This window comes from Pseudomonas sp. Ma2-10, assembly GCF_054330215.1.
The window spans coordinates 1-22,713 of the sequence record NZ_JBTEYL010000034.1; the positions used below are offsets into that span (position 1 = coordinate 1).

General features: G+C 58.8%; 19 protein-coding genes, 2 tRNA genes and 1 pseudogene. 5 read left to right on the plus strand and 17 right to left on the minus strand.

What is annotated here, in order from left to right:
* Positions 1-717: 717 nt before the first annotated feature.
* From ACXPVS_RS25440 to ACXPVS_RS25455, 4 genes are all read right to left on the minus strand, one after another.
* The gene (locus ACXPVS_RS25440) at positions 718-2,040 is read right to left on the minus strand and encodes a tyrosine-type recombinase/integrase (protein WP_458369634.1); all 1,323 of its coding nucleotides are present in this window, start codon (positions 2,038-2,040) and stop codon (positions 718-720) included.
* A 172-nt stretch (positions 2,041-2,212) separates the two neighbouring features.
* Positions 2,213-2,299 (minus strand) — tRNA-Leu (locus ACXPVS_RS25445).
* A gap of 195 nt (positions 2,300-2,494) precedes the next feature.
* A tRNA-Cys gene (locus ACXPVS_RS25450) sits at positions 2,495-2,568 on the minus strand.
* A gap of 204 nt (positions 2,569-2,772) precedes the next feature.
* Positions 2,773-2,994, minus strand: a complete 222-nt coding sequence (locus tag ACXPVS_RS25455) for a DUF3079 domain-containing protein (protein WP_458512362.1) — start codon at positions 2,992-2,994, stop codon at positions 2,773-2,775.
* Positions 2,995-3,200: 206 nt separating this feature from the next.
* On the opposite strand from ACXPVS_RS25455, the gene ACXPVS_RS25460 reads away from it, so the two are divergent.
* The 5 genes from ACXPVS_RS25460 to ACXPVS_RS25480 all read left to right on the plus strand — a co-directional run bounded on the left by ACXPVS_RS25460 (position 3,201) and on the right by ACXPVS_RS25480 (position 6,748).
* Positions 3,201-3,548, plus strand: coding sequence for a hypothetical protein (locus tag ACXPVS_RS25460; RefSeq protein ID WP_458512363.1), 348 nt, complete (start codon positions 3,201-3,203; stop codon positions 3,546-3,548).
* Positions 3,549-3,641: 93 nt separating this feature from the next.
* Complete coding sequence (locus ACXPVS_RS25465; RefSeq protein WP_458512364.1) at positions 3,642-4,172, plus strand: iron transporter; 531 nt, start codon at positions 3,642-3,644, stop codon at positions 4,170-4,172.
* Positions 4,173-4,505: a cupredoxin domain-containing protein gene (locus tag ACXPVS_RS25470; protein ID WP_458512365.1), complete on the plus strand. Its 333-nt coding sequence runs from the start codon at positions 4,173-4,175 to the stop codon at positions 4,503-4,505.
* 22 nt (positions 4,506-4,527) lie between these two features.
* Entirely contained in the window at positions 4,528-5,376 is an 849-nt protein-coding gene (locus ACXPVS_RS25475) for an FTR1 family iron permease (RefSeq protein ID WP_458512366.1), read from the plus strand.
* Complete coding sequence (locus tag ACXPVS_RS25480; protein ID WP_458512367.1) at positions 5,369-6,748, plus strand: 4Fe-4S binding protein; 1,380 nt, start codon at positions 5,369-5,371, stop codon at positions 6,746-6,748. Before ACXPVS_RS25475 ends, ACXPVS_RS25480 begins: the two co-directional genes overlap by 8 nt.
* 32 nt (positions 6,749-6,780) lie before the next feature.
* Here the strand turns inward: ACXPVS_RS25480 and ACXPVS_RS25485 are convergent, their stop codons facing one another.
* The 13 genes and pseudogenes from ACXPVS_RS25485 to ACXPVS_RS25545 all read right to left on the minus strand — a co-directional run bounded on the left by ACXPVS_RS25485 (position 6,781) and on the right by ACXPVS_RS25545 (position 22,429).
* Positions 6,781-6,966 (minus strand): hypothetical protein, encoded by a 186-nt coding sequence (locus tag ACXPVS_RS25485; protein ID WP_458512368.1) that lies wholly within the window; start codon positions 6,964-6,966, stop codon positions 6,781-6,783.
* Positions 6,967-7,079: 113 nt separating this feature from the next.
* Positions 7,080-7,626 (minus strand): annotated as a pseudogene (locus ACXPVS_RS25490) (methyl-accepting chemotaxis protein); the annotation flags it as partial.
* A gap of 207 nt (positions 7,627-7,833) precedes the next feature.
* Positions 7,834-8,529 carry an anaerobic ribonucleoside-triphosphate reductase activating protein gene (locus ACXPVS_RS25495; RefSeq protein ID WP_458512369.1) on the minus strand — a complete coding sequence of 232 codons (696 nt, stop codon included), beginning with the start codon at positions 8,527-8,529 and terminating at the stop codon, positions 7,834-7,836.
* Positions 8,526-8,693, minus strand: coding sequence for an anaerobic ribonucleoside-triphosphate reductase (nrdD, locus tag ACXPVS_RS25500; protein ID WP_017338867.1), 168 nt, complete (start codon positions 8,691-8,693; stop codon positions 8,526-8,528). Before nrdD ends, ACXPVS_RS25495 begins: the two co-directional genes overlap by 4 nt.
* Before the next feature lie 32 nt (positions 8,694-8,725).
* The gene (locus ACXPVS_RS25505; protein WP_458512370.1) at positions 8,726-10,741 is read right to left on the minus strand and encodes a ribonucleoside triphosphate reductase; all 2,016 of its coding nucleotides are present in this window, start codon (positions 10,739-10,741) and stop codon (positions 8,726-8,728) included.
* Positions 10,742-10,945: 204 nt separating this feature from the next.
* Complete coding sequence (gene moaA / locus ACXPVS_RS25510; RefSeq protein ID WP_458512371.1) at positions 10,946-11,938, minus strand: GTP 3',8-cyclase MoaA; 993 nt, start codon at positions 11,936-11,938, stop codon at positions 10,946-10,948.
* A gap of 25 nt (positions 11,939-11,963) precedes the next feature.
* Positions 11,964-12,923, minus strand: a complete 960-nt coding sequence (locus ACXPVS_RS25515) for a peptidylprolyl isomerase (protein WP_458512372.1) — start codon at positions 12,921-12,923, stop codon at positions 11,964-11,966.
* A gap of 10 nt (positions 12,924-12,933) precedes the next feature.
* Entirely contained in the window at positions 12,934-13,614 is a 681-nt protein-coding gene (gene narI / locus ACXPVS_RS25520; RefSeq protein WP_458512373.1) for a respiratory nitrate reductase subunit gamma, read from the minus strand.
* A complete protein-coding gene (gene narJ, locus ACXPVS_RS25525; RefSeq protein ID WP_458512374.1) occupies positions 13,607-14,362 on the minus strand; it encodes a nitrate reductase molybdenum cofactor assembly chaperone in 756 nt (251 codons plus the stop codon). The genes narI and narJ overlap by 8 nt, the downstream gene beginning before the upstream one ends.
* A 2-nt stretch (positions 14,363-14,364) precedes the next feature.
* Complete coding sequence (gene narH, locus ACXPVS_RS25530; protein WP_046047388.1) at positions 14,365-15,903, minus strand: nitrate reductase subunit beta; 1,539 nt, start codon at positions 15,901-15,903, stop codon at positions 14,365-14,367.
* A 1-nt stretch (position 15,904) separates the two neighbouring features.
* A complete protein-coding gene (locus ACXPVS_RS25535; protein WP_458512375.1) occupies positions 15,905-19,678 on the minus strand; it encodes a nitrate reductase subunit alpha in 3,774 nt (1,257 codons plus the stop codon).
* 71 nt (positions 19,679-19,749) lie between these two features.
* The gene (locus ACXPVS_RS25540; RefSeq protein WP_458512376.1) at positions 19,750-21,147 is read right to left on the minus strand and encodes a NarK family nitrate/nitrite MFS transporter; all 1,398 of its coding nucleotides are present in this window, start codon (positions 21,145-21,147) and stop codon (positions 19,750-19,752) included.
* Positions 21,125-22,429 (minus strand): MFS transporter, encoded by a 1,305-nt coding sequence (locus ACXPVS_RS25545; protein WP_458512377.1) that lies wholly within the window; start codon positions 22,427-22,429, stop codon positions 21,125-21,127. Before ACXPVS_RS25545 ends, ACXPVS_RS25540 begins: the two co-directional genes overlap by 23 nt.
* Positions 22,430-22,713 lie beyond the last annotated feature (284 nt).

Genomic DNA, 22,713 nt, shown 5'->3' on the forward strand with positions numbered 1-22,713 from the left:
AGACCCTCTTAAAAGGCTAGAAGTGGTGTCCACTTAAATAGGTGGACACCATCGCCTTTGGCGGTGGGGTCAGAAAGGTGTGTTTGCTGGCCGGTTACCACTGAACTCCATCAATGGCTAAACCGGAACGCAGTTAGGATCCCCAATCTCGATCGCCCGTGCATGATTTGCGAATGGGGGCAAAACTGGGGGCAAACAAAAGATTTATCGACCTGAAAACACCGCCCTAGAGCCCAGTCAAAATGTTCTTCGGAGAGCAAGAGTTTGACTGTAAATAACAGACTCTAGACTCGCAGCGCTTTGTGCGCGGAACAAGAGCCATAGCTGGACTTACAGAGACAATCGGCAGTGCCGGCGGCAGGGCTGGATGCTGGTGCATTCAACCCACGCGCTTCATTTTTGCTTCGAAGCTGAGATGTCTTGCCAAATGGTGTTCTCCTGCGCAATAAAAAATCCGACTCAAGGGCAGCGTATCGCGATCATTAGCCCGTAGAAATCAGATGTTGACCGTCATATTGTGAGTGTCTTCCGACGCCTCAGATGACGCGTGAACTCCAGTCCTCCAGCGGCAACTCGAAAAACAACGAACGCCCATCAGAAGCGCTCAAGTGTAGCGGTAACATCCATCGTCACCGTTTGAAGTTAACACCTCAGTTTGAGCCCAGGACACTGCACACGATCCGCGTGGTCACGTCGAAATTATCCGGAGTGAGGGCATCAATTGGCGAACGATCTTTTTGTCGCCAATCGAGTGACATTCTCGCCGGCCAGATTCGCAAACTCATGAGGCGTGACATGCTCCTGAAGATTCGCCGTAAGGTACCGGCTCCACCAGTTCATGATCAACCGACGCTCCTCAATGAACTCTGCCTTGTGAATGTAGGCAGCTCGAACGCTGTTGCGCTCTCTATGACTCATTTGCCTTTCGATGGCCGTCTCAGACCACAGACCTGACTCGATCAGTGCGCTACAGGCCATTGAGCGGAATCCGTGACCACAAATCTCTGTCTTCGTGTCGTATCCCATGGTGCGCAACGCTTTGTTCACGGTGTTTTCTGACATCGGCTTCCAGGCCCTAGCATCACCGGCAAACACCAGGTCGAATGTGCCAGTGAGGGTGTGGATCTGTTCAAGCACGGCCACAACTTGCGGCGATAAAGGCACTAGATGAACATCGCCCGCCATTTTCGTCCCCCGTGTTGAATGGCGTACGTCCTCCAGCTCCGGCCGAGTATCCGGGATCTCCCATACGCAACGCTTAAGGTCGAACTCACACCAACGAGCGAAACGTAACTCACTCGAGCGAACAAACACGTGCAGCGAGAGCATGAGCGTTAGCCGGGTCAGCTCTCGGCCCTTGTAGGCATAGATTCGTGCCAGCAATTCAGGCAGGCGTGACAGGGGCAATGCAGGCCGATGGGAGACTCGCGGCGCTTTGATCAAGCCCTGAAGATCGTACGCAGGGTTTATCGGAATAAGACGAAGGCGTTTTGCCTCACGCATAATACTTTGCAGGTATCTTTGTACCCTTAAGGCGACGTCAATCGTTCCACGTTTTCTGATCGCCTCCAAAGGTTGCATCAGATCATAAGTATCGAGATCAGCAATCGCGCGAGCACCGATAAACGGGAAAACATAGTTATTCAGACGGTTGAACACATTTTTGGAATGGTCGGGTGTCCATCTGGCCGACATGTTCTTGTGCCAGTCCAACGCAACGCTTTCAAAGGTACGGCCGTTGACAGCATTTTCCGTTTTGGCTTTACGCTTGTTCTCAACGGGATCAATGCCGTCTGCGAGCATCCGCTTCGCATCTAAACGCTTCTGGCGCGCATCGGCAAGGCCAATCACCGGATAGCTGCCGAGGGAGGTCAACCCCTCCCGGCCGTCAGGCTTTACGTACCTGAGACGCCAGCCTTTACGGCCATTGGGTTGGATTAGGAGATAGAGACCGTCGCCGTCGAAAAGCTTGTAGGGACGGTCTGTTGGCTTGGCTAAACGGCAGGCAGCGTCGGTAAGCGGAGCAGTTGTGCGCGACATAAGGGTACTATCCTTAATCGAACCAAAGACTACCCCTAACTTTACCCTCTAAATGAATGGATTCGAGAAGAATGGGCAAGATTCCGACGGAATGCTAAAACGAAAAAACCCGCCAGAAGGCAGGTTTTTCAAGGCTTCCAAAGAACTCAAAAGCGCTCAGTGGAATGCAAGATGGTGCCCGAAGCCGGAATCGAACCGGCACACCCTTACGAGCGGGGGATTTTAAGTCCCATGCGTCTACCAGTTTCGCCATTCGGGCGGTAGCGCGGTGAAGCAGTCTGAAGACTGTCAAATAACGACCTGGCAGTTCTGACTGCCTGTGCAGCAGAGGGGAAATATATACATCCCGCTCCGGCGAAGCAAGTTCGCGACTGCCCTTTTCAAGACTAAATCTTGCAGGACAGTTCACATAAAAAAGCTCCGTAAATCATAGATCTACGGAGCTCGTTTAAAGTGGAGGCCGAGGTCGGAATCGAACCGGCGTAGGTGGATTTGCAATCCACTGCATAACCATTTTGCTACTCGGCCTCAAACATCTGACGTCATGTAGCACAACATCAAACGCCTACAAACTTTGAGTAAGATCTACGATCTAACCCCTTGAAAACATTGAGCTTTTTCAGCGGTCAGTGCTTTCGATGGCGTGAATTATGTACTGATTTCCCGAGGCTGGCAACCCCTTGATTTCAAAAAAAATTCCGTCCGGTGGTTTCTTTGTTTACAGGGGGATGCTCAGCCCTTCAAGCCGGGATCGTCCGTCGCGTCTTCTACCGCGACCAACGGTTCAATACCCCAGTCTCCATGCAGATACCAATCATCTCCGATCATTTCGGCTGGGTGCATTGTCCTGTCGGAGCCATTGCCACACGCCAGGGAGTTGGCTGGACAGTACCTGTCGCAGCCCCAGCAAATACGTTCGGGGTGCTTGGGGCTGATGGGAAAATTCTTGGCCATGTCGATCCCCGGTTCGCCTCTAGGATGGACCTCCAACCTACATCCCTCGCGCAAAAGTGACCTTGATACGGATCAAGGACTGAAATCGAAAGTGCTCACTCAATGGCCGTCTTACGACTAAGCTTTGTCCTGCCGGTAAATCGGCTACCTCATCGCGTTTTTCCGGTCCTTGGGCAGGCACATAAAAATACCTGGAGAAGCTTCTTATGCATGGCAAAAAACCATCTACCGGAGAACAGAGCCCTGTTCGATTGTCGACCTGGGATGATGAAGGCGCGAGAACCTCACTCGATGCAGAAGCATTTTCCTCCCCCCCCGAATTGACCAATGCAGAACTGGTCCACCTTCGTGTCCGGGTGATTGCCCTGGAAAACCTGGTCATCGCGTTGCTGGCACAAGGATCGGATCAACAGTTGGCCGTCGCCCGCGAAATGGCCGCCTACATTTCACCCCGCCCCGGCTTCACCCAGCATCCATTGACGATTCACGCGGCTGCGCAGATGAGCGACAGCGTCGACCGCGCCGAGCGGTTTCGAAAGCGCTCCCCGTCATAGGCTTAATCGCTGAAAACTTGATAACAATCATTATTATTCGCAGGAAAGCTTCCTACACTCGGGTTCCTACTCGTTAGTGCCCAGGAAGACATCATGCGTACGACCTTTTCACTGTCACTCGCCCTGCTCTTGCTCACACCATTGGCTCAGGCCAAGGAATACCCGATCGGGGAACCTCAGTTGTGCCCAGGGCTGGAAGTCGGGGCGGTGTATTTGCAGCCGATCGAGATGGCGCCTGCCGGCATGATGCGGGCCACTGCGGATTCCGATGTGCACCTGGAAGCCGATATTCGCGCCACGGCGGACAATCGACAGGGCTTTCAGGAAGGCAGTTTCGTGCCTTATCTCAATGTCTCGTTCCACCTTAAAAAACAGGGCAACGAGAATGAACTCAACGGCGATTTCCACGCTATGGTCGCCAATGACGGCCCGCACTATGGCGACAATGTAAAGCTGCTCGGTCCAGGCAAATATCAGCTGACCTTCACCGTCCTGCCACCCGGCGGCCATGGGTCCCTTGGCCGTCATACCGATAAGGAGACCGGCGTAGCGCCCTGGTTTGAACGCTGCGAATTGCACTACGAGTTCATCTACGCCGGCATTGGTAAAAAAGGCGGCTATTGAATGAAGCGCCTGCAGATTGCCTGGCTGATGCTTGCCGGAGCAGTGGCGCCATGGACGGCTTATGCCGAGTTACCCAGCTATGAGCTGAGCCTGCGCGATGGCCAGTTCTCCCCCGCGTTGCTCGAGGTTCCGGCCGGACAGCGCTTCAAAATCATCCTGAAAAATATCGGCAAGGGGCCTGCCGAGTTCGAGAGCACGCCATTGCGGGTTGAAAAAGTACTGTCGCCAGGCGTGACGACTTTCGTAGTGATTCACCCTCTCAGGCCCGGGCACTACCCCTTCTTCGACGAGTTCAATCCGCAACTGCCCGAGGGCGGCATCCTCGCGAAATGACCCGTTCAAACACGGAGTTTTCATGAATCAATCAATGTTCATTGTCTGGCGCGAAAGCGTCGAGGCGCTGCTGGTGATCGGCATCCTCCACGCCTGGGTCAGCCAGCAGCATCAGGGTGATCGACTGGCGAAGTACTTGTGGGCAGGTGTGGTGCTTGGGTTGATGCTTTCGGGCCTGCTGGCGGTGTTGATTCTGTTTGCCGGTGAGGCCATGAGCGGTTCAGCCAGCGAGTGGTTCCAGGCCGCTCTCGCGCTGGTGGCCAGCCTACTGATCGTGCAAATGGTCGGCTGGATGCACCGCCACGGGCGCACGCTCAAGCACGATTTGCAACGACACGCCGATAGCCACCTGGCTCGGCAAGGTGGCGCAGGTCTGTTACTGCTGGCCATGCTCGCCGTCAGCCGTGAAGGCAGTGAAACGGTGGTCTTTCTCTATGGCGCCGGCGCTCGATTACGAGGTCCACAGCTCGGTTTGTTTGCCATCGGCGGCGCAATGGGGCTGGTGCTGTCGGCGCTGACCATTGCCCTGCTTCACAGCAGTCGCCGGTTCATTTCGTGGCAGCGATTCTTTGCCATCAGCGAAGCTGTTTTGCTGGTACTCGGCGCGGCGTTGCTGGTCAGCGGCACCGAGCGAATTGGCGGTCAACTACTCGCCCTGGAGTTGCCGGAGGTGATGTATAGCCTCGTGGGTGATGCGCTTTGGGACAGCAGTGCCTTGCTCAGCGACAGCCATGGATTGGGTGGTTTCCTTGCCGGTTTTGCCGGTTATCGCGCGACGCCCAGCGGCATGACGTTACTGGTGCTGGCAGCTTATTGGCTGACCGTCGGCGGATGGCTGCGTCAACGTACCGGGGAAAAAACCCATGCCTGAGCTGAGTCGCCGCGATCGATGGCTGCAGCGCCTGGGCGACGGGATGCGTCGTCACGCGCCCGTCATTCGTGCCGTGCAGTGGGTCGTTGTACTGTTCTATGCATTGCTGTTGGTGTTACCGGCGGTGTTGCCGCTGCCGGACAGCCAGGCACGGATGCTCGATAATCTGACCCTGTTCGCGCAGTTTTTGTTCTGGGGTATTTGGTGGCCATTCGTGCTTTTGTCGATCGTGCTGTTCGGCCGGCTCTGGTGTGGCGTTCTCTGTCCGGAAGGTTCACTCAGCGAATGGGCCAGCCATTACGGCAAAGGTTTGGGTGTACCCCGCTGGTTACGTTGGGGCGGCTGGCCAACGCTGGCGTTCTGCCTGACGACGCTCTATGGCCAATTGATCAGCGTCTATGACTATGCTCAGGCGGCGCTGTTGATTCTGGGCGGGTCGACGGTCGCGGCAGTCGTCGTCGGGCTGCTGTTCGCCCGGGGCAAGCGGGTCTGGTGCCGTTACCTGTGCCCGGTCAGCGGCGTCTTCGCCCTGCTCGCCCGTCTGGCGCCTGTGCATTTCCAGGTCGACGAACACCGCTGGATGGAAAATGTCGCGCCACGCCTGCCGTCGCCCAACTGCGCACCCTTGCTCGATATCCGTCGTATGCAAGGCGCCAGTGACTGCCACGCCTGCGGACGCTGCAGCGGACAACGCGGTGCCGTTCAATTGATCGCCCGCTCCAGCAATCAGGAGATTCTTCACGCGACAGCGCAGACGCTGTCACCGTGGGACGCGCGTTTATTGCTGTTCGGCGTAATCGGTCTCGCCATGGGCGCCTTTCAATGGACGGTTAGCCCATGGTTCGTCTCCCTCAAACAAACCCTCGCCCAATGGCTGGTCGAGCACGACCAGCTCTGGGCCTTGGAGGACAACGCGCCCTGGTGGCTGCTCACCCATTACCCGCAGCTCAACGACAGCTTCAGTTGGCTCGACGGTTTCAGCATCGTCGTTTATCTGAGTTTGAGTTCGATGGTGTTGGGCACGGCGTTAATGGTCCTTCTGCGTGTGGCGGCGCGATTGGCGCAAGATCCTGCACTGTATGGGCCCCTGGTACTGGCATTCACGCCCTTGGGCGGTGCGGGATTGTTTCTCGGGCTGTCGGCCACAACGGTGAAATTGCTTCGCTATGAAGGGCTGTTGCTGGAGTGGGTACAACCGGCGAGGGCCTGTTTGTTAGTGGCTGCGATGGGCTGGAGCCTGTTACTGGGATGGAAACGGCTGGACCGAGAAGGTATTTCCCAGGTTCGTCGCTGCGCGGGCAGCACTTGCCTGGTACTCGCCATCGGCCTGGTAGGGTTCGGCTGGTGGTTGCAGTTCTGGGGCTGGTCCTGAGCCCCTCACCCACAACCACCACCCAGGATTACCTAGACTTTACAACGCGCTACTGTCTGGTGCAGCGCCCCCGCCATCTGCGCCGAATCGTGACCCGCTGTGTGAGTATGTTGGGCCCCCAGCAAGACCTGCTCCGACAAGTTGCGAATGCCCATCAGATTACGATCCACCTCCCGCGCCACCAATGCCTGCTCTTGCGTGGCACTGGCAATCATCATGTTGCGCTCGTTGATCTGTGAGATCGACCGGGTGATTTCATCCAATGCATCGCCCGACCGTTGCGCCACTTCAAGGGTGGCTCAAACCAGGTTGCTGCTGCTTTGCATGGTCGTCACTGCATGACCGGTATCGAGACGAATGTTGCCAATCATCTGCTCGATTTCCTGGGTGGACGCTTGAGTGCGGTGCGCAAGGGCGCGCACTTCATCGGCGACCACGGCAAAGCCGCGTCCGGCGTCCCCGGCACGGGCCGCTTCAATGGCCGCATTGAGGGCCAGCAAATTAGTCTGTTCGGCGATGCTGCGAATCACATCCAGCACCTTGCTGATGTCCTGCACCCGGCCCGCCAGTTGCTCGATGTGCGGTGAGGTGTCGGTGAGGTGTCGGTGACGCCATCTGCCAGTGCGCCGATTGAAACCACGGTTTCCTGGACCTGCTCACGCCCGCGCTGTGCGGTTTGCTCGGACTGCCGCGAGGCCTCGCAAGTGCTGACCATGGCATTCAGATTTTGCTGCATCTGATGCATGTTCATCATCACACTGCCACCAACACTTGAGTCCACGGGCACTTCAATCAGCGATCTGACTTAAAAACCGTGCGGCATCATCCGGTTCACCACCCAATGGACGGGGCACACTGCGCGTGACGATCACCGCCGCCTGTTCCTTGAGCGTCGCCAGGTCGTGCAACGCGTAAAACGCCATCCCCATCAATGCCAGCGGCGCGATTGCAAAGCCGATGACGATACGTTGTGCTGTCGTTAATTTGGCCATATCAAATGCTCCCCGTTTGATACCTGCCGATAGGCAGCGCATTTGAAAACCCAAGGGTGGATGTCACCGTTAAACGTTAGGCCTCAGCCTCGGTCACCCCCGTAACACGAAGGCTGGAAACAATTCGCGCAGGGTCTCCCATAAGTCAGGTAGCAAGGCTTGTGCCGAAACGCCCGGCAGCAGCGGATCGAGCATCCGCTCGGTGCGAACCAGTTGCACGGCGAAGCGCTTGACGCCAAGTTCGCTCAAGCGCTTGGCGAGGATCAGCAGGCGCGCCGGCTCGAACAGATGCCAATGCACGGTGGTGCGGCATTCATAGTCGACACCGCTGGCCAGCAGATGCTCAAGGCTGCGCCAGTTGGCCGTTCCGCTGCCCTCGACCCGGGTGATGGCCTGGCAATCCTCGGGCAATGCCTTGACATCGAAACCGACCCAATCGGCCCCGGTCAGCGCCTTGGCGAACGCTGCGGGTTTGATGCCGGCACTGTGCAAACCAATGCGAAACCCCATCGCCCGCACCTCCTCCATGGCGCCGAGCAAACCGTCCTGCAAGGTGGGTTCTCCACCACTGAACACCACCGCATCGAGCAGGTCCTGACGCCGCTGCAGAAACGCCAACACCCGCCGCCAATCCACTTCGTCTGTGCCACGAGGCGGGATCAACTGCGGGTTATGGCAGTAACGACAACGCCAGGCGCACCCCTGGCAAAACAGCACGCAGGCGAGCTGTCCGGGATAGTCGATAGTGGTCAGGGGCACCATGCCCCCGACCCGAAGCGTTCGACTCATTGGCGCCCGGCCAGCGCCGCGCTTTCAGTGAAGTGCACCCGCTCGCGGTGCTCCGACTGTTTACCCGGATTGAACGCCGATACAGGGCGGTGATAGCCCATTACCCGCGTCCAGACTTCGCAGCGTTGACGTTGAGCCTGGGGCAATGTTTGCGATGCAGTCATGGTGAAGCTCCTTGCAGTTGAGTGGATCGAAATCAATGAACGGTGTCGAGCTTCTGCTCTTGCAACAGCAGTGCTTCGTCGCACTTGGGGCAGAACTCATGCTCGCCATCCAGATAGCCATGCACCGGACAGATGGAGAATGTCGGGGTCACGGTCAGGTACGGCAGGCGAAAGCGGCCAAGGGCTTTGCGCACCAGTTGTTTGCACGCCTCGGTCGAAGAAATTCGCTCGGCCATGTACAGGTGCAAGACCGTGCCGCCGGTGTATTTGCATTGCAGCTCGTCTTGAAGTTCCAGGGCCTCGAAGGGGTCTTCGGTGTAGCCCACGGGCAGTTGCGAGGAGTTGGTGTAATACGGCGCTTGCGCGCTGCCAGCCTGCAGGATGTCCGGGTAGCGCTTGAGGTCTTCCTTGGCGAAGCGGTAGGTCGTGCCCTCGGCCGGCGTCGCTTCCAGGTTGTACATGTGGCCGGTTTCCTCCTGAAACCGCAGTAACGTGGCGCGCACATGGTCCAGCATATTCAGGGCAAATCGACGGCCCTGTTCGGTGTGCATGCCCTCCTCATCGCCGGTGAAATTGCGCAGCATTTCATGCATGCCATTGAGGCCGATGGTCGAGAAGTGGTTGCGCAGGGTGCCCAGGTACCGCTTGGTGTAAGGGTACAAGCCGGCATCCATGTGGTGCTGAATCACCTTGCGCTTGACCTCCAGGCTTTCCATCGCCAGTTCCATCAGCGTGTCCAGGCGCTGCAGTAAACCGCTGGTATCACCCTTGAACACATAGCCCAGTCGGGCGCAGTTGAGGGTGACGACGCCGAGCGATCCGGTCTGTTCCGCCGAGCCGAACAAGCCGCCGCCACGCTTGAGCAACTCGCGGACATCCAGCTGCAAGCGGCAGCACATCGAGCGCACCTGATTGGGTTGCAGGTCCGAGTTGAGGAAGTTTTGGAAATACGGCAGGCCGTACCGTGCAGTCATCTCGAACAGACGGTCGGCGTTTTCACTGTCCCACGGGAAGTCGTGGGTGATGTTGTAGGTCGGGATCGGAAAGGTGAACACCCGCCCTTTCGCATCGCCGGCCTGCATCACCTCGATGTAAGCGCGGTTGAGCAGCTCCATTTCTACCTGCAGGTCGCCATAGGCAAACGGCATTTCCTCACCGCCGATGACGGGTATTTGCTCACGCAAATCCTGCGGACAAACCCAGTCGAAGGTCAGGTTGGTGAAAGGCGTCTGGGTGCCCCAGCGCGAAGGGACGTTGAGGTTGTAGATGAACTCCTGGATCGCCTGGCGCACCGCCTGAAAACTCAGTTGGTCCTTGCGCACATAGGGCGCCAGGTAGGTGTCGAACGAGCTGAACGCCTGGGCGCCGGCCCATTCGTTTTGCAGGGTGCCGAGGAAATTCACCATTTGCCCCAAGGCGCTGCTCAAGTGCTTGGGCGGACCGGCTTCGACTCGCCCGGGCACACCGTTGAGCCCTTCGTGCAACAGGGTGCGCAGCGACCAGCCGGCGCAGTAACCGGCGAGCATGTCCAGGTCATGGACATGCAAATCCGCCTCGCGGTGGGCCTGACCGATGGCCTCGCTGTACACCTCGTCCAGCCAGTAGTTAGCGGTGACCTTGCCCGACACGTTCAGCACCAGACCGCCCAGGGAGTAACCCTGATTGGCGTTGGCCTGGACCCGCCAGTCTTCGCGGTCCAGGTATTCGTTCATCGAGGTCGCCACTTCGACCAGGGTGCGGCGGTCGCGGCGCAAACGGCCGTGCTGTTCGCGGTAGACGATGTATGCGCGCATGGCGAGAAAAAAACCGGCGTCCATCAACACTCGCTCAACACGGTCCTGGATTTGCTCGACATGGAGTCTTGGCAATCCTTCGAGCCTGGCCAGTACCGCGTTAAGCAAGCCTTCACCCTCAACCTCGCCGTACTCTCCCGTCGCCTTGCCGGCGGCGATCAACGCCTGACGGATTTTGTCGGCATCGAAGGCGACCTGACTGCCATCGCGTTTGTGCAAGCGGTTACATCCTACTGCGATCAGCGTGCTCTGCATTTGGCCTCCAGACACTACATATAGACTTAAATAAACTTAAAACCACAACATGCAGTGAAGGCTACGGAAAAAGCAGTGCTCTGCAATTGATCGATATCAAGATTTACCGGCGAAAAAAAACCGCCCGAAGACGGCAAAAGAAAATCTGTGGAAGCGCCCTTGCTGCCCCATTGGATTTCCTCTGTTTTGAAGACCGCATTTCGATCAACCGCCGCTCATGTTCATGAATCTGACAATGTGTACCTCCCCGTCGGGACTGAAATCATGCCGCAGCGGCTTACCGCGCAAGGCCTTCTGCACCGCGTTGATTACGGGTTGGTCATCGAGCGGATAGCGCCGTAGCAATCCGCGTAAATCCAGCGCATCGTCCTGCCCAAGACACAGCAACAGCTTGCCTTCAACAGTCATCCGCACCCGGTTGCAGCTGCCGCAGAAGTTGTGGCTGTTGGGGGAGATGAAGCCGATCCGGGTCTCGGGATGGCATTGCAGACGCACATAGCGCGCCGGACCGCCGCTGTTTTCGGTGCTGTCGAGCAACCGATGCTGGCTGGCGATCAGCGTGCGCACTTCGTCGCTGGAACACAACGATTCACCCCGGGAACGACCGACGTCGCCCAAGGGCATTTCTTCGATAAAACTGATATCGATGCGCTGGTCGATGGCGTACTGCACCAACGCCGGTACTTCATCGAAGTTGCGTCCCTTCATCACCACGCAGTTGAGTTTGACCCGCTCGAACCCTGCGTCCCGCGCCGCTTCAATGCCGTTGAGCACCTGATCGAGGTCGCCGTTACGGGTGATCGCCCGAAACTTCTGCCCGTCCAGGCTATCGAGGCTGATGTTCATCCGCTTCACCCCGGCGTCGACCAACGGCCGGGCCAGGCGGCCCAGTTGCGAGCCGTTGCTGGTCATTACCAGTTCGCGCAAACCGGGCAAGGCGGCGATGTTGCGGCACAGTCCGACAATGCCGGGACGGATCAGCGGTTCGCCGCCGGTCAGACGGATTTTGCGTACACCCAGGCCAACGAACAGCGTCGCCAAACGCTGCAATTCCTCCAGCGTGAGCACCTGCTGACGCGGCAGGAACGTCATGTTTTTCGCCATGCAATACACACAGCGAAAATCACAGCGATCCGTCACCGACATCCGCAGATAATCGATCTGCCGCCCAAAACCATCCTGCATCACAGCGTTCATCACTTCTCCCGGTTTGCCTCGATGCTCACTGCACCAGCGGTGAGTCGGCACCCTGCAAGTGGATGCCACGAATATCGGCTGCACCGATCAGGGTTTGCAGGTATTGCACCAGCGCTCTCTGCCAGACGCCTTGCTGCAACTGCGTGCGGATCGCCGTCGACACCACTTCATAGGGCAACGGCATGCCTTCGATTCGCTGATCGACACTGACCACATGCCAGCCGTAGCGACTTTCCAGCGGTTTGCTGGCCAGACCCGGTGCCAGGGTGAACAACTGACGTTCCAGTTCAGGCACGGTCTGGCCCTTGCTGATCTGCCCCAAAGAACCACCCTGGGCCTTCGACGGGCAGGCCGAATATTTCACGGCCAGCTCGGCGAAACTGCCGGGGAACTCATCCAGTTGCTGCAGCAGGACTTCGGCCTGACCCTGCGCAAGCTCGCGGGCCTCGACATCGTCTGGCGCACATTCGAGCAGGATGTGCCGCACCGCCAGCAACGGCGCGCTGTGGAAGCGCCCGCGATTGTTTTCGTAGTAACGCAGACTCGACTCCTCGTCGCACTGCGGCACTTTCACCTCACGTTCGAGTAACAAACGCGTGGCCGCTTCTTCTTCGTTCTCACCAGCACCAATCTCCAGTGACACACCGAGCTCGGTGATGCGCTGCTGCAACAACTCGCGGATCACCAGTGCCCGGGCGGCCAGGTAGACCGCCTCCTCACGGCTTTCGGCCGGGTGATATTGCAGCTCCTGAGCCATCGCTTCCGGGGTGATCGACACCTCGTTGACGCTGATGATCGGCCACTCCTGTTCACTGCTGGCGATCAACTGGGCCGGGGTGTCATCGGCCCCAGCGGGCTCAACCGGCAGGGCTTCAAACTGCGCTGCCGCGACCGGCGCGATGTCGAGAACAACCTCGGATTTTTTTGAAGAACCGCAGCCACCGCTGCCCCCATTACCGCCACCACATCCGCATCCACCTGACATGATTGTCTCCTCAATACTTCTGACGAACGATTTGATAACGACGCCCCAGGTACCAGATCGGTGCGCTGATCATGTGTACGAGACGGGTGAAGGGGAACAGCACAAACAGGGTCAAGCCGAGAAACACATGCAACTTGTAGATCAGCCCGACCGGCGCTATGGCCGCCGCTGCTTCCACCGGACGCAACAGCACGGTGTTCTGTGCCCAATCAGCGAGCATTACCATTACCGAACCGTCCATGTGCCCGGTGGATGCGAGGATGGTCAGCAGCCCGAGCAGCAATTGCGCCAGCAGCACCAACAGAATCAGGATGTCCGAAGGGCTGGAGGTGGCACGGACCCGAGGGTCGGTGAGCCGTCGGTTAACCAGCATCAGTAAACCAATCAGGCACAGCAGGCCGAAAAACCCGCCCGAGACCATGGCCAGCAACTGCTTGTTCTCCGTGCTGATCAGATGGTGATAAATCGACGCCGGGGTCAGCAGGCCGACGAAATGCCCGGCCAGCACGAACAACACACCGATGTGGAAGAGGTTGCTCGCCACGCGCATGCCGCGCTGATTGAGCATCTGGCTGGAGCCCGCCTTCCAGGTGTACTGCGACAGATCGAAGCGCGCCCAGCTGCCAATCAGGCAAATCGCCAGGGCGACGTAGGGATAGACCCCGAACAACAACAGATTCCATTTAGACATTGTCTACCTCCTTGGCTGGCGCGGCGGCCAACCCTTCATGCTGAAAATCCACCCAGTGCAACGGCACCGCGCTTTCCTCACGGGCCTTGCCCGGAGCGCTAGGCAGCGAACTGCAACGGTCCTGTTGTTCGGCCTGGAGGAAGTCCACGGCCTCCTCTTCCCAGATTTTGTCGAGGGCTTCGAGGGAGTCGTCGCGAGGTTCCGCCGCGACCTGTGCCCGCAGGTCGGCGACCGCCTGATGCGGCTCGGCCCCGGCAATTTGCAGCAGCGCCCGGAAGCAGCTGGCATAGGCGCTTTCGCGCTCTTCCAGACGTGCCGCGAGCAAGGCCAGCAAGTGCGAAACATCCGCCAAGCCCTCGCGGGCCTCGATGTCTTCGCGGGTGGACAGGAACTCCAGGTACAACGGGATGTAATCGGGCAGCTCTTTGACGCCGATGGCAAAACCGGCTTCTTCGTATTGCGCCATCATGTCGACCATGGCCTGGCCACGGTCGCGGGACTCACCGTGCACGTGTTCGAACAACAGCAGCGACAGCGAGCGCCCCCGGCCGAACAGCGCACCGTAGTGCTCCTGCCCGTCCATCAGGTCATTGGCGCAGATCAGTTCCAGCAATTCGAATAACGCACCGCGCTGCTTCGGACTGATTTCCCGTGACTGGATGATCGCCTGTTCCAGTTCGTCGCGACCGCCAATCAGCGTCTCGGTCGGGTAATCGAGCAACAGCGAAATCACTTTGAGAATTTGCATGCTCATTCCTCCCACAACTGGACGGTCTTCAGGATGTCGCGGCGGTTGGCTTTCTTGGCGCCGAACATATTGGTGTCGGAGCTGCCGCTACAGCCGCTGCCGAAACTGAAGCCGCAACCGGAGCGCTCGGCGAAGGCGTCACTCATGGCGTCTTCACGGTGGGCACTCGGCACCACGAAACGGTCTTCGTAGTTGGCAATCGCCAGGTAGCGATACATCTCCTCGACCTGGGCCACGCTCAGGCCGACATCCGCCAGCACTTGCAGGTCCTGAACACCGTCAACTTGTTCGGAACGTTTGTAGGCACGCATCGCCAGCAAGCGTTTCAGTGCGCGTTTGACCGGTTTTTCATCGCCCGCGGTCAGCAGGTTCGCCAGGTACTTCAGTGGAATACGCAGGCTGTCGACATCCGGGATGACCCCGTTCATGCCCACGGTCCCAGCGGTGGCGGCGTTCTGGATTGGCGACAATGGCGGTACGTACCAAACCATTGGCAAGGTGCGGTATTCCGGGTGCAGCGGCAGCGCCAGTTTCCAGTCCACGGCCATTTTGTAGACCGGCGAACGTTGTGCGGAGTCGATCACCGACTGCGGTACGCCATCGGCCAGAGCCTGACGAATCACTGCCGGGTCATTCGGATCGAGGAAGATCTCCAGTTGTTTCTCGTACAGGTCCTGCTCATTGGCGGTGCTCGCCACTTCGCTGATGCGGTCGGCGTCATACAGCAACACCCCGAGGTAACGGATACGCCCGACGCAGGTTTCCGCGCAAACAGTCGGCATGCCGGCTTCGATACGCGGGTAGCAGAAGATGCACTTCTCGGACTTGCCGCTCTTCCAGTTGAAATAGATCTTCTTGTACGGGCAGCCGCTGATGCACATCCGCCAGCCACGGCATTTCTCCTGGTCGATCAGGACGATACCGTCTTCTTCACGCTTGTAGATTGCCCCGCTCGGGCAAGCTGCTGCGCACGTCGGGTTGAGGCAGTGCTCGCACAGGCGCGGCAAATACATCATGAAAGTGTTTTCGTACTCGCCGTAAATGTCCGCCTGGATCTTGTCGAAGTTTTTGTCCTTGCGGCGCTTGGCGAATTCGGTGCCGAGGATTTCTTCCCAGTTCGGGCCCCACTCGATTTTCTCCATGCGCTTGCCGGAGATCAGCGAACGCGGGCGCGCGGTGGGCTGATGCTCGCCCAGCGGTGCGGTGTGCAGGTGCTGGTAATCGAAGTCGAACGGTTCGTAATAGTCGTCCAGGCTCGGCAGGTCCGGGTTGGCGAAAATGTTCGCCAATACGCGGAATTTACCGCCGATGCGCGGGTTGATCGTGCCGTTGGCATTGCGGATCCAGCCGCCCTTCCACTTGTCCTGGTTTTCCCATTCTTTCGGGTAGCCGATCCCGGGTTTAGATTCGACGTTGTTGAACCAGGCGTATTCCATGCCTTCGCGGCTGGTCCAGACGTTTTTGCAGGTGATCGAACAGGTGTGGCAACCGATGCATTTGTCCAGGTTCAGAACCATGCCGATTTGTGAGCGAATCTTCATCTCAGTTCTCCTCGATATCGGTCGGCAGGGGACGCGGCAGGTCATCACCGGATGACCCATCGAGCCAATCGACTTTGGACATTTTGCGCACCACGACGAATTCGTCGCGGTTGCAACCGACGGTGCCGTAATAGTTGAAACCGTAAGCTTGCTGGGCGTAGCCGCCGATCATGTGGGTCGGCTTGAGCACCACCCGAGTGACCGAGTTGTGGTGGCCGCCACGGGTCTTGGTGGTTTCCGAACCGGGCACGTTAATGATCCGTTCCTGGGCGTGGTACATCATCACCATGCCGTCCTTGACCCGTTGGCTGACCACCGCACGGGCGGTCAATGCACCGTTGATGTTGAAGCACTCGATCCAGTCGTTGTCCTCGATGCCGGCGCTTTTCGCGTCGTTCTCCGAGAGCCAGACAATCGGCCCGCCACGGCTGAGGGTCAGCATCAGCAGGTTGTCGCTGTAGGTGCTGTGGATGCCCCACTTCTGGTGCGGGGTGATCCAGTTCAGGACGATTTCCTTGTGGCCGTTACTGCGTTTGCCTTTCACCCCTTCGATGGTGCGGGTGTTGACCGGCGGCCGATAACTCATCAGTTGCTCGCCGAACGCCTGCATCCACGGGTGATCCTGGTAGAACTGCTGGCGACCGGTGATGGTGCGCCATGGGATGCCTTCGTGAACGTTGGTGTAGCCGGCGTTGTAGCTGACGTGATCGTCTTCAAGACCCGACCAGGTCGGGCTGGAAATGATCTTGCGCGGCTGTGCCTGAATGTCGCGGAACCGGATGGCCTCGTGGGCCTTGGACAGCGCCAGGTGGCTGTGGTCGATGCCGGTGAATTCCGACAGCGCGGCCCAGGCCTTGACGGCGACTTGCCCGTTGGTTTCCGGTGCCAGGGACAGGATCACTTCGGCAGCATCGATCGCCGTGTCGATTTTCGGCCGACCCTGGCTGATACCGGCATCGCCTTCTTTATGATTGAGTTCACCGAGGAATTTCACTTCGTCTTCGGTGTTCCAGTTGATGCCTTTGCCGCCGTTGCCGTTTTTCTCCAGCAATGGCCCGAGGGACGAGAACTGCTTGTAAATGTTTGGGTAGTCACGCTCCACCACATGCAGGTTCGGCGCGTTCTTGCCCGGCTCCGGTGCCACACCGGCGCTTTTCCAGTCGGTGCCGCCAAACGGTTGGGCCAGTTCGCCGACGCTGTCGTGCATCAACGGGATGGTCACCAGGTCCTTCTCAACGCCCAGGTGCCCTTCGGACATGCTGGAAAACGCCTTGGCGATGCCTTTGTAGATTTCCCAGTCGGAACGCGATTCCCACGCCGGGTCGATGGCGGCCGACAACGGGTGAATGAACGGGTGCATGTCCGAGGTGTTCATGTCGTCTTTTTCGTACCAGGTTGCCGTCGGCAACACGATGTCGGAATAGACGCAGGTCGAGGACATGCGAAAGTCCAGCGTGGTGACCAGATCGAGCTTGCCGATGGCGCCCTCGTCCACCCATTCGGCTTCTTCGGGTTTGCAGTCGCCGACCTGGCCGATGTCTTCGTTCATCACCCCGTTTTTGGTGCCCAGCAGGTACTTGAGCATGTACTCGTGGCCCTTGCCCGAGGAGCCCAGCAGATTGGAACGCCAGATAAACATATTGCGCGGGAAGTTGACCGGGCTGTCCGGCTGTTCGCAGGAGAAGCGCAGCGAACCGTCCTGCAGCGACTTGACCACGTAGTCTTTCGGGTCCATACCGGCCGCAGCCGCATCGCGGCAAATGTGCAAAGGGTTAGTGTTGAGTTGCGGTGCGCTGGGCAACCAGCCGGCGCGTTCGGCGCGGATGTTGTAGTCCAGGGCATGCTCGGGGAATTTTGATTTGTCGGCCAACGGTGAGAGCACGTCGTGCATGCTCATCTTCTCGTGGCGCCATTGCGAACTGTGGGCGTAGAAGAAGCTGGTGCCGTTCATCTGCCGTGGCGGACGGTTCCAGTCCAGGCCAAACGCCAGGGGTAGCCAGCCGCATTGCGGACGCAGTTTTTCCTGGCCAACGTAATGCGCCCAACCGCCACCGGTCTGACCGACACACCCGCAGAGCATGAGCATGTTGATCAGCCCGCGGTAGTTCATGTCCATGTGGTACCAGTGGTTCATCGCCGCGCCGACGATAATCATCGAGCGGCCCTTGGTCTTGTCGGCGTTGTCGGCGAACTCACGGGCAATCTGGATGGCTTTCTCGCGGCTGACGCCAGTGATCTGCTCCTGCCACGCCGGGGTGCCGGGCACCGAGGCGTCGTCGTAATCCTTGGCCACGTTTTCACCGCCGAGGCCGCGATCGATGGCCAGGTTGGCGGCCGACAGGTCGAACACGGTCGCAACTTTGGCCACGCTGCCGTCCGCCAGCACCACGTTATGCACCGGCACGCGGCGGTATTGCACAGCATCGCCGGCCACGTGCTGGAAGTGCTCGTGGGACTCGCCGGCAAAATACGGGAACGCCACTTCGGCCACGTCATCGCCGATCAGGCTCAGCTTCAGATCGATCTCACGGCCTTCGCCGCCTTCACGGGGCAGGATGTTCCACTTGCCCTTCTCGCCCCAGCGATAACCGATGGAACCCTGAGGGGACACCAGTTCGCCGCTGACATCGAGGGCGATGGTTTTCCATTCCGGGTTGTTTTCCTGGCCGAGGTTGTCGGTCAGGTCGCTGGCGCGCAGGAAGCGGTCCGGCTGGTAACCGGCGCCCGGTGCCTTGTCGACCATTTGCTTGAGCAGCACCAGCACCGGCAAATCGGTGAAGCGCTTGGCGTAATCGGTGAAATAGGCGCTCGGCTTGTCCAGGTGAAATTCTTTGAAGATCACATGGTTGAACGCCTGGGCCAGCGCCGCATCGGTGCCTTGTTTAGGGTTCAACCACAGGTCAGTGAGCTTGGCGACTTCCGAATAGTCCGGGGTGATCGCGACCGTCTTGGTGCCCTTGTAACGGACTTCGGTAAAGAAGTGCGCGTCGGGGGTACGGGTCTGCGGAACGTTGGAGCCCCAGGCAATGATGTAGTTGGAGTTGTACCAGTCGGCCGATTCCGGGACGTCGGTCTGCTCGCCCCAGACCATCGGCGAGGCCGGTGGCAAGTCGCAGTACCAGTCGTAGAAGCTCAGGCAGGCACCGCCGATCAGCGACAGGTAACGCGAACCTGCGGCATAGCTGACCATCGACATGGCCGGAATCGGCGAGAAGCCAACGATCCGGTCAGGGCCGTATTGCTTGATCGTATAGACGTTGGCCGCAGCGATGATCTCGTTGACTTCCTCCCAGTTGGAGCGAATGAAGCCACCCATGCCGCGTTTGCTTTTATAGGCGTCGGCCTTGACCTTGTCCTCGACAATGCTGGCCCAGGCTTCCACCGGCGCCATGGTTTGCCGCGCATCGCGCCAGAGCTTGAGCAACGGCTTGCGGATTTTCGGGTACTTGAGCCGGTTGGCGCTGTAGATGTACCAGCTGTAACTGGCACCACGCGGGCAGCCACGGGGCTCATGGTTCGGCAGATCGTTACGGGTACGCGGGTAGTCGGTCTGCTGGGTTTCCCAGGTGATCAAGCCGTTCTTGACGTAGATTTTCCACGAGCAGGAACCGGTGCAGTTCACCCCGTGGGTGGACCGCACGATCTTGTCGTACTGCCAGCGCGAACGGTAGACATTCTCCCAGTCGCGAGACTCTTTGCGGGTCTCGCCGTGACCGTCGGAAAACTCGTTTTGCTTGCGATTGAAAAACCGCAATTGATCCAGTAAATGACTCACGGTGTAGTCCTCTCAGGCTTTGTCGCGGAGTCTGTGCTCCGCCCACGCAATGGTTTTGTATTCGGCTCGATTCAGCAGGGTGTCGCGGCGCCTTTGCGCGCGTACCACCACCAGGTCACCACGATGCAGCTCAAGTAAAAGCCGACGAACATGTAGAAGGCCATCTCCGGTCCGCCGGTCTGGGCCATCGAAGTGCCGAAGGATTTGGGAATAAAGAACGCACCGAAGGCGCCCATGGCCGAACTGAAACCCAGGACGGCAGCTGACTCTTTGCCGGCATTCTTCAGCGCTTGTTCGCGCACGGCGGGTGGTTTGCCGGCCGAGGCTTTTTCGTGCTGGGTGCGGAAGATCACCGGGATCATGCGGAAGGTGGAGCCGTTGCCGATGCCAGTGGTAATGAACAGCAGCATGAACATGCCGAGATAGCCGTAGAAGTTGCCGGGCTGACCGTTCTGCGGCAGGAAGTGCATGACGCCGAAGACCATCACGATCATCGCCACGAAGTTCCACAAGGTCACCTTCGCGCCGCCGAGCTTGTCCGCCAGCCAGCCGCCCAATGGGCGTACCAGGGCGCCAACCAACGGGCCGAGAAAGGCGAATTTCAACGCGATGACATCAGGGAACGAGGTTTTGATCAGCAGCGGAAACGCGGCGGAGAAACCGATGAACGAACCGAAGGTCGCCAGGTACAACCAGCACATCAGCCAGTTGTGTTTGCGTTTGAAGATCACCGCCTGCTCGCTGAACGAAGCGCGGGCACTGGACAGGTCATTCATGCCAAACCAGGCCAGCACGGTCACCAGGACAATAAACGGCACCCAGATGAAGCCAGCGTTCTGCAACCACAACTGACCACCGTCCGGCAGTGCTTGCGGCGAGCCGCCCATGAAGCCGAACACACCGAAGGTAATCACCAGCGGTACACAGAATTGCATCACCGAGACACCCAGGTTACCCAGCCCGGCGTTGAGGCCCAGCGCCGTACCCTGCTGCGATTTCGGATAGAAAAAGCTGATGTTGGACATGCTCGATGCAAAGTTGCCGCCACCGAAACCGCAGAGCAAGGCAATCAACACGAACACGCTGTAGGAGGTGCTCGGGTCCTGCACGGCGAAGCCCATCCAGATCGAGGGCAACAACAGCGACGCGGTGCTCAGGGCGGTCCAGCGACGGCCACCGAAGATCGGCACCATAAAGGAATAGAAGACGCGCAAGGTTGCGCCGGACAGGCCCGGCAACGCCGCCAGCCAGAACAGCTGGTCGGTGGTGAAGGTGAAACCGATGGCGTTCAGACGCACGATCACCGTGCTCCAGACCATCCACACCGCAAAGGCCAGCAGCAGCGCAGGAATGGAAATCCACAAGTTGCGCGTGGCGGTCTGTTTGCCACTACGCCCCCAGAATGCAGGGTCCTCGGGGCGCCAGTCATGAATGACCGGGCCTTTGTCAGGCTTTTGCAGAACGGACATGTTCTTCTCCTAGGGCAATGCTGGAAATCAGGGACGGGGTCAGCAGCGGCGCCTTACCCAGCACCGCGCTTTTGCGTATTTCGCTGAAGTACATCCAAGTGAGGGAGACCCAGACCACGCCGTACATCAACATGAAGCAGGAAGAGCGCACGCCCGTGAGGTCCACCAGGGCGCCAAACAGGATCGGCAACACGAACCCGCCCAAGCCACCGGCGAGGCCGACGATGCCGGACACTGCGCCCATGTTTTTCGGGTAGTCGTTGGCGATGTATTTGAAGACCGAGGCCTTGCCGAACGCGAAGGCGATGCCCATGACGAACAACAGCACGGTGAACAGCGCGGGATTGAGGCCAATGTGGAAGTCCACCGGGCCGTTGATCGTTTGCACTTGCAGTTGGGTTTGGGGATACGAGAGCAGGAACAGACAGATCCAGCTGACCCACAACACCCACCAGGTCACGCTTTGCGCACCCCAGCGATCCGACATCCAGCCGCCGACCGCACGCAACACGCCACCGGGCAGGGAGAAACAGGCCGCCAGCAGCGCCGCGCTTTGCAGGCTGAAACCGTATTCCTGCACGTAGTACTTGGTCATCCACAGCGCGAGGGCGACATAACCACCGAAGACGATTGAGTAGTACTGGCAGTAGCGCCACACGGCCGGGTCTTTCAGCGAGCTCAACTGCTCGCGCAAGGTGGCGCCGGTAGCACTGCGGTGGCCCTTGTTTTCGGCGCTGAAGAACCAGAACAACAGCGCGGTAATAAAGAGAATCGCGCTGAATACTTTCGGCACCAATTGCCAACTGCCGGCAGCGATCAGTGCCGGGGCAAGAAACTTGGTCAACGCAGCCCCGGCGTTACCGGCACCGAAGATGCCCATTGCGAAGCCCTGATTCTCCTTGTCGAACCATTTGGCGACGTAGGCAATCCCGACCGAAAACGAGCCGCCGGCCAGGCCGACGAACAAGCCCAACACCAAAAACTGCCAGTAAGCGGTGGCGTGGCTGATCAGGTACAGCGGTGCGACGCAGGACAGCATCAGCAGGAAAAACACACTGCGCCCACCAAAGCGGTCGGTCAGCAGACCCAGCGGCAAACGCGCCAGCGATCCGGTCAGTACCGGGGTCGCGGCCAGCAAGCCGAACTGGGTTTCGTTGAGCTGGAGCAGGTCCTTGATCGGCACCCCGAGCACGGCAAACATCATCCAGACCATGAAACAGACAGTGAAGGCCAGCGTGCTCATGCCCAGCACCAAGCCTTGTCTTACACGCGGTGGGTTCACAAATGCTCTCCAATCAATTAGCCATGGCGGCAGACTAAAGAGGCCAACCCCGCAAAAACTTGATCCATGTCAACGAAGCGCTAGGGGGCATAGGCTTATGCTTGTGCGGTCTACCTCTAAGGAGGTAGTACAGGAGAACCCTAAAACCGGCGGTTTATCAGCGTCTTAAGGTTTTCTACCAAGGTTTTTGCTGACAAGGATCAGTCGACAACTCTTTAGAGGTAGCGCGCCCGGGATCGGCGGCAAAACCCCACCCTGGAGCTGCACATGCTCTGTTTTGCTGA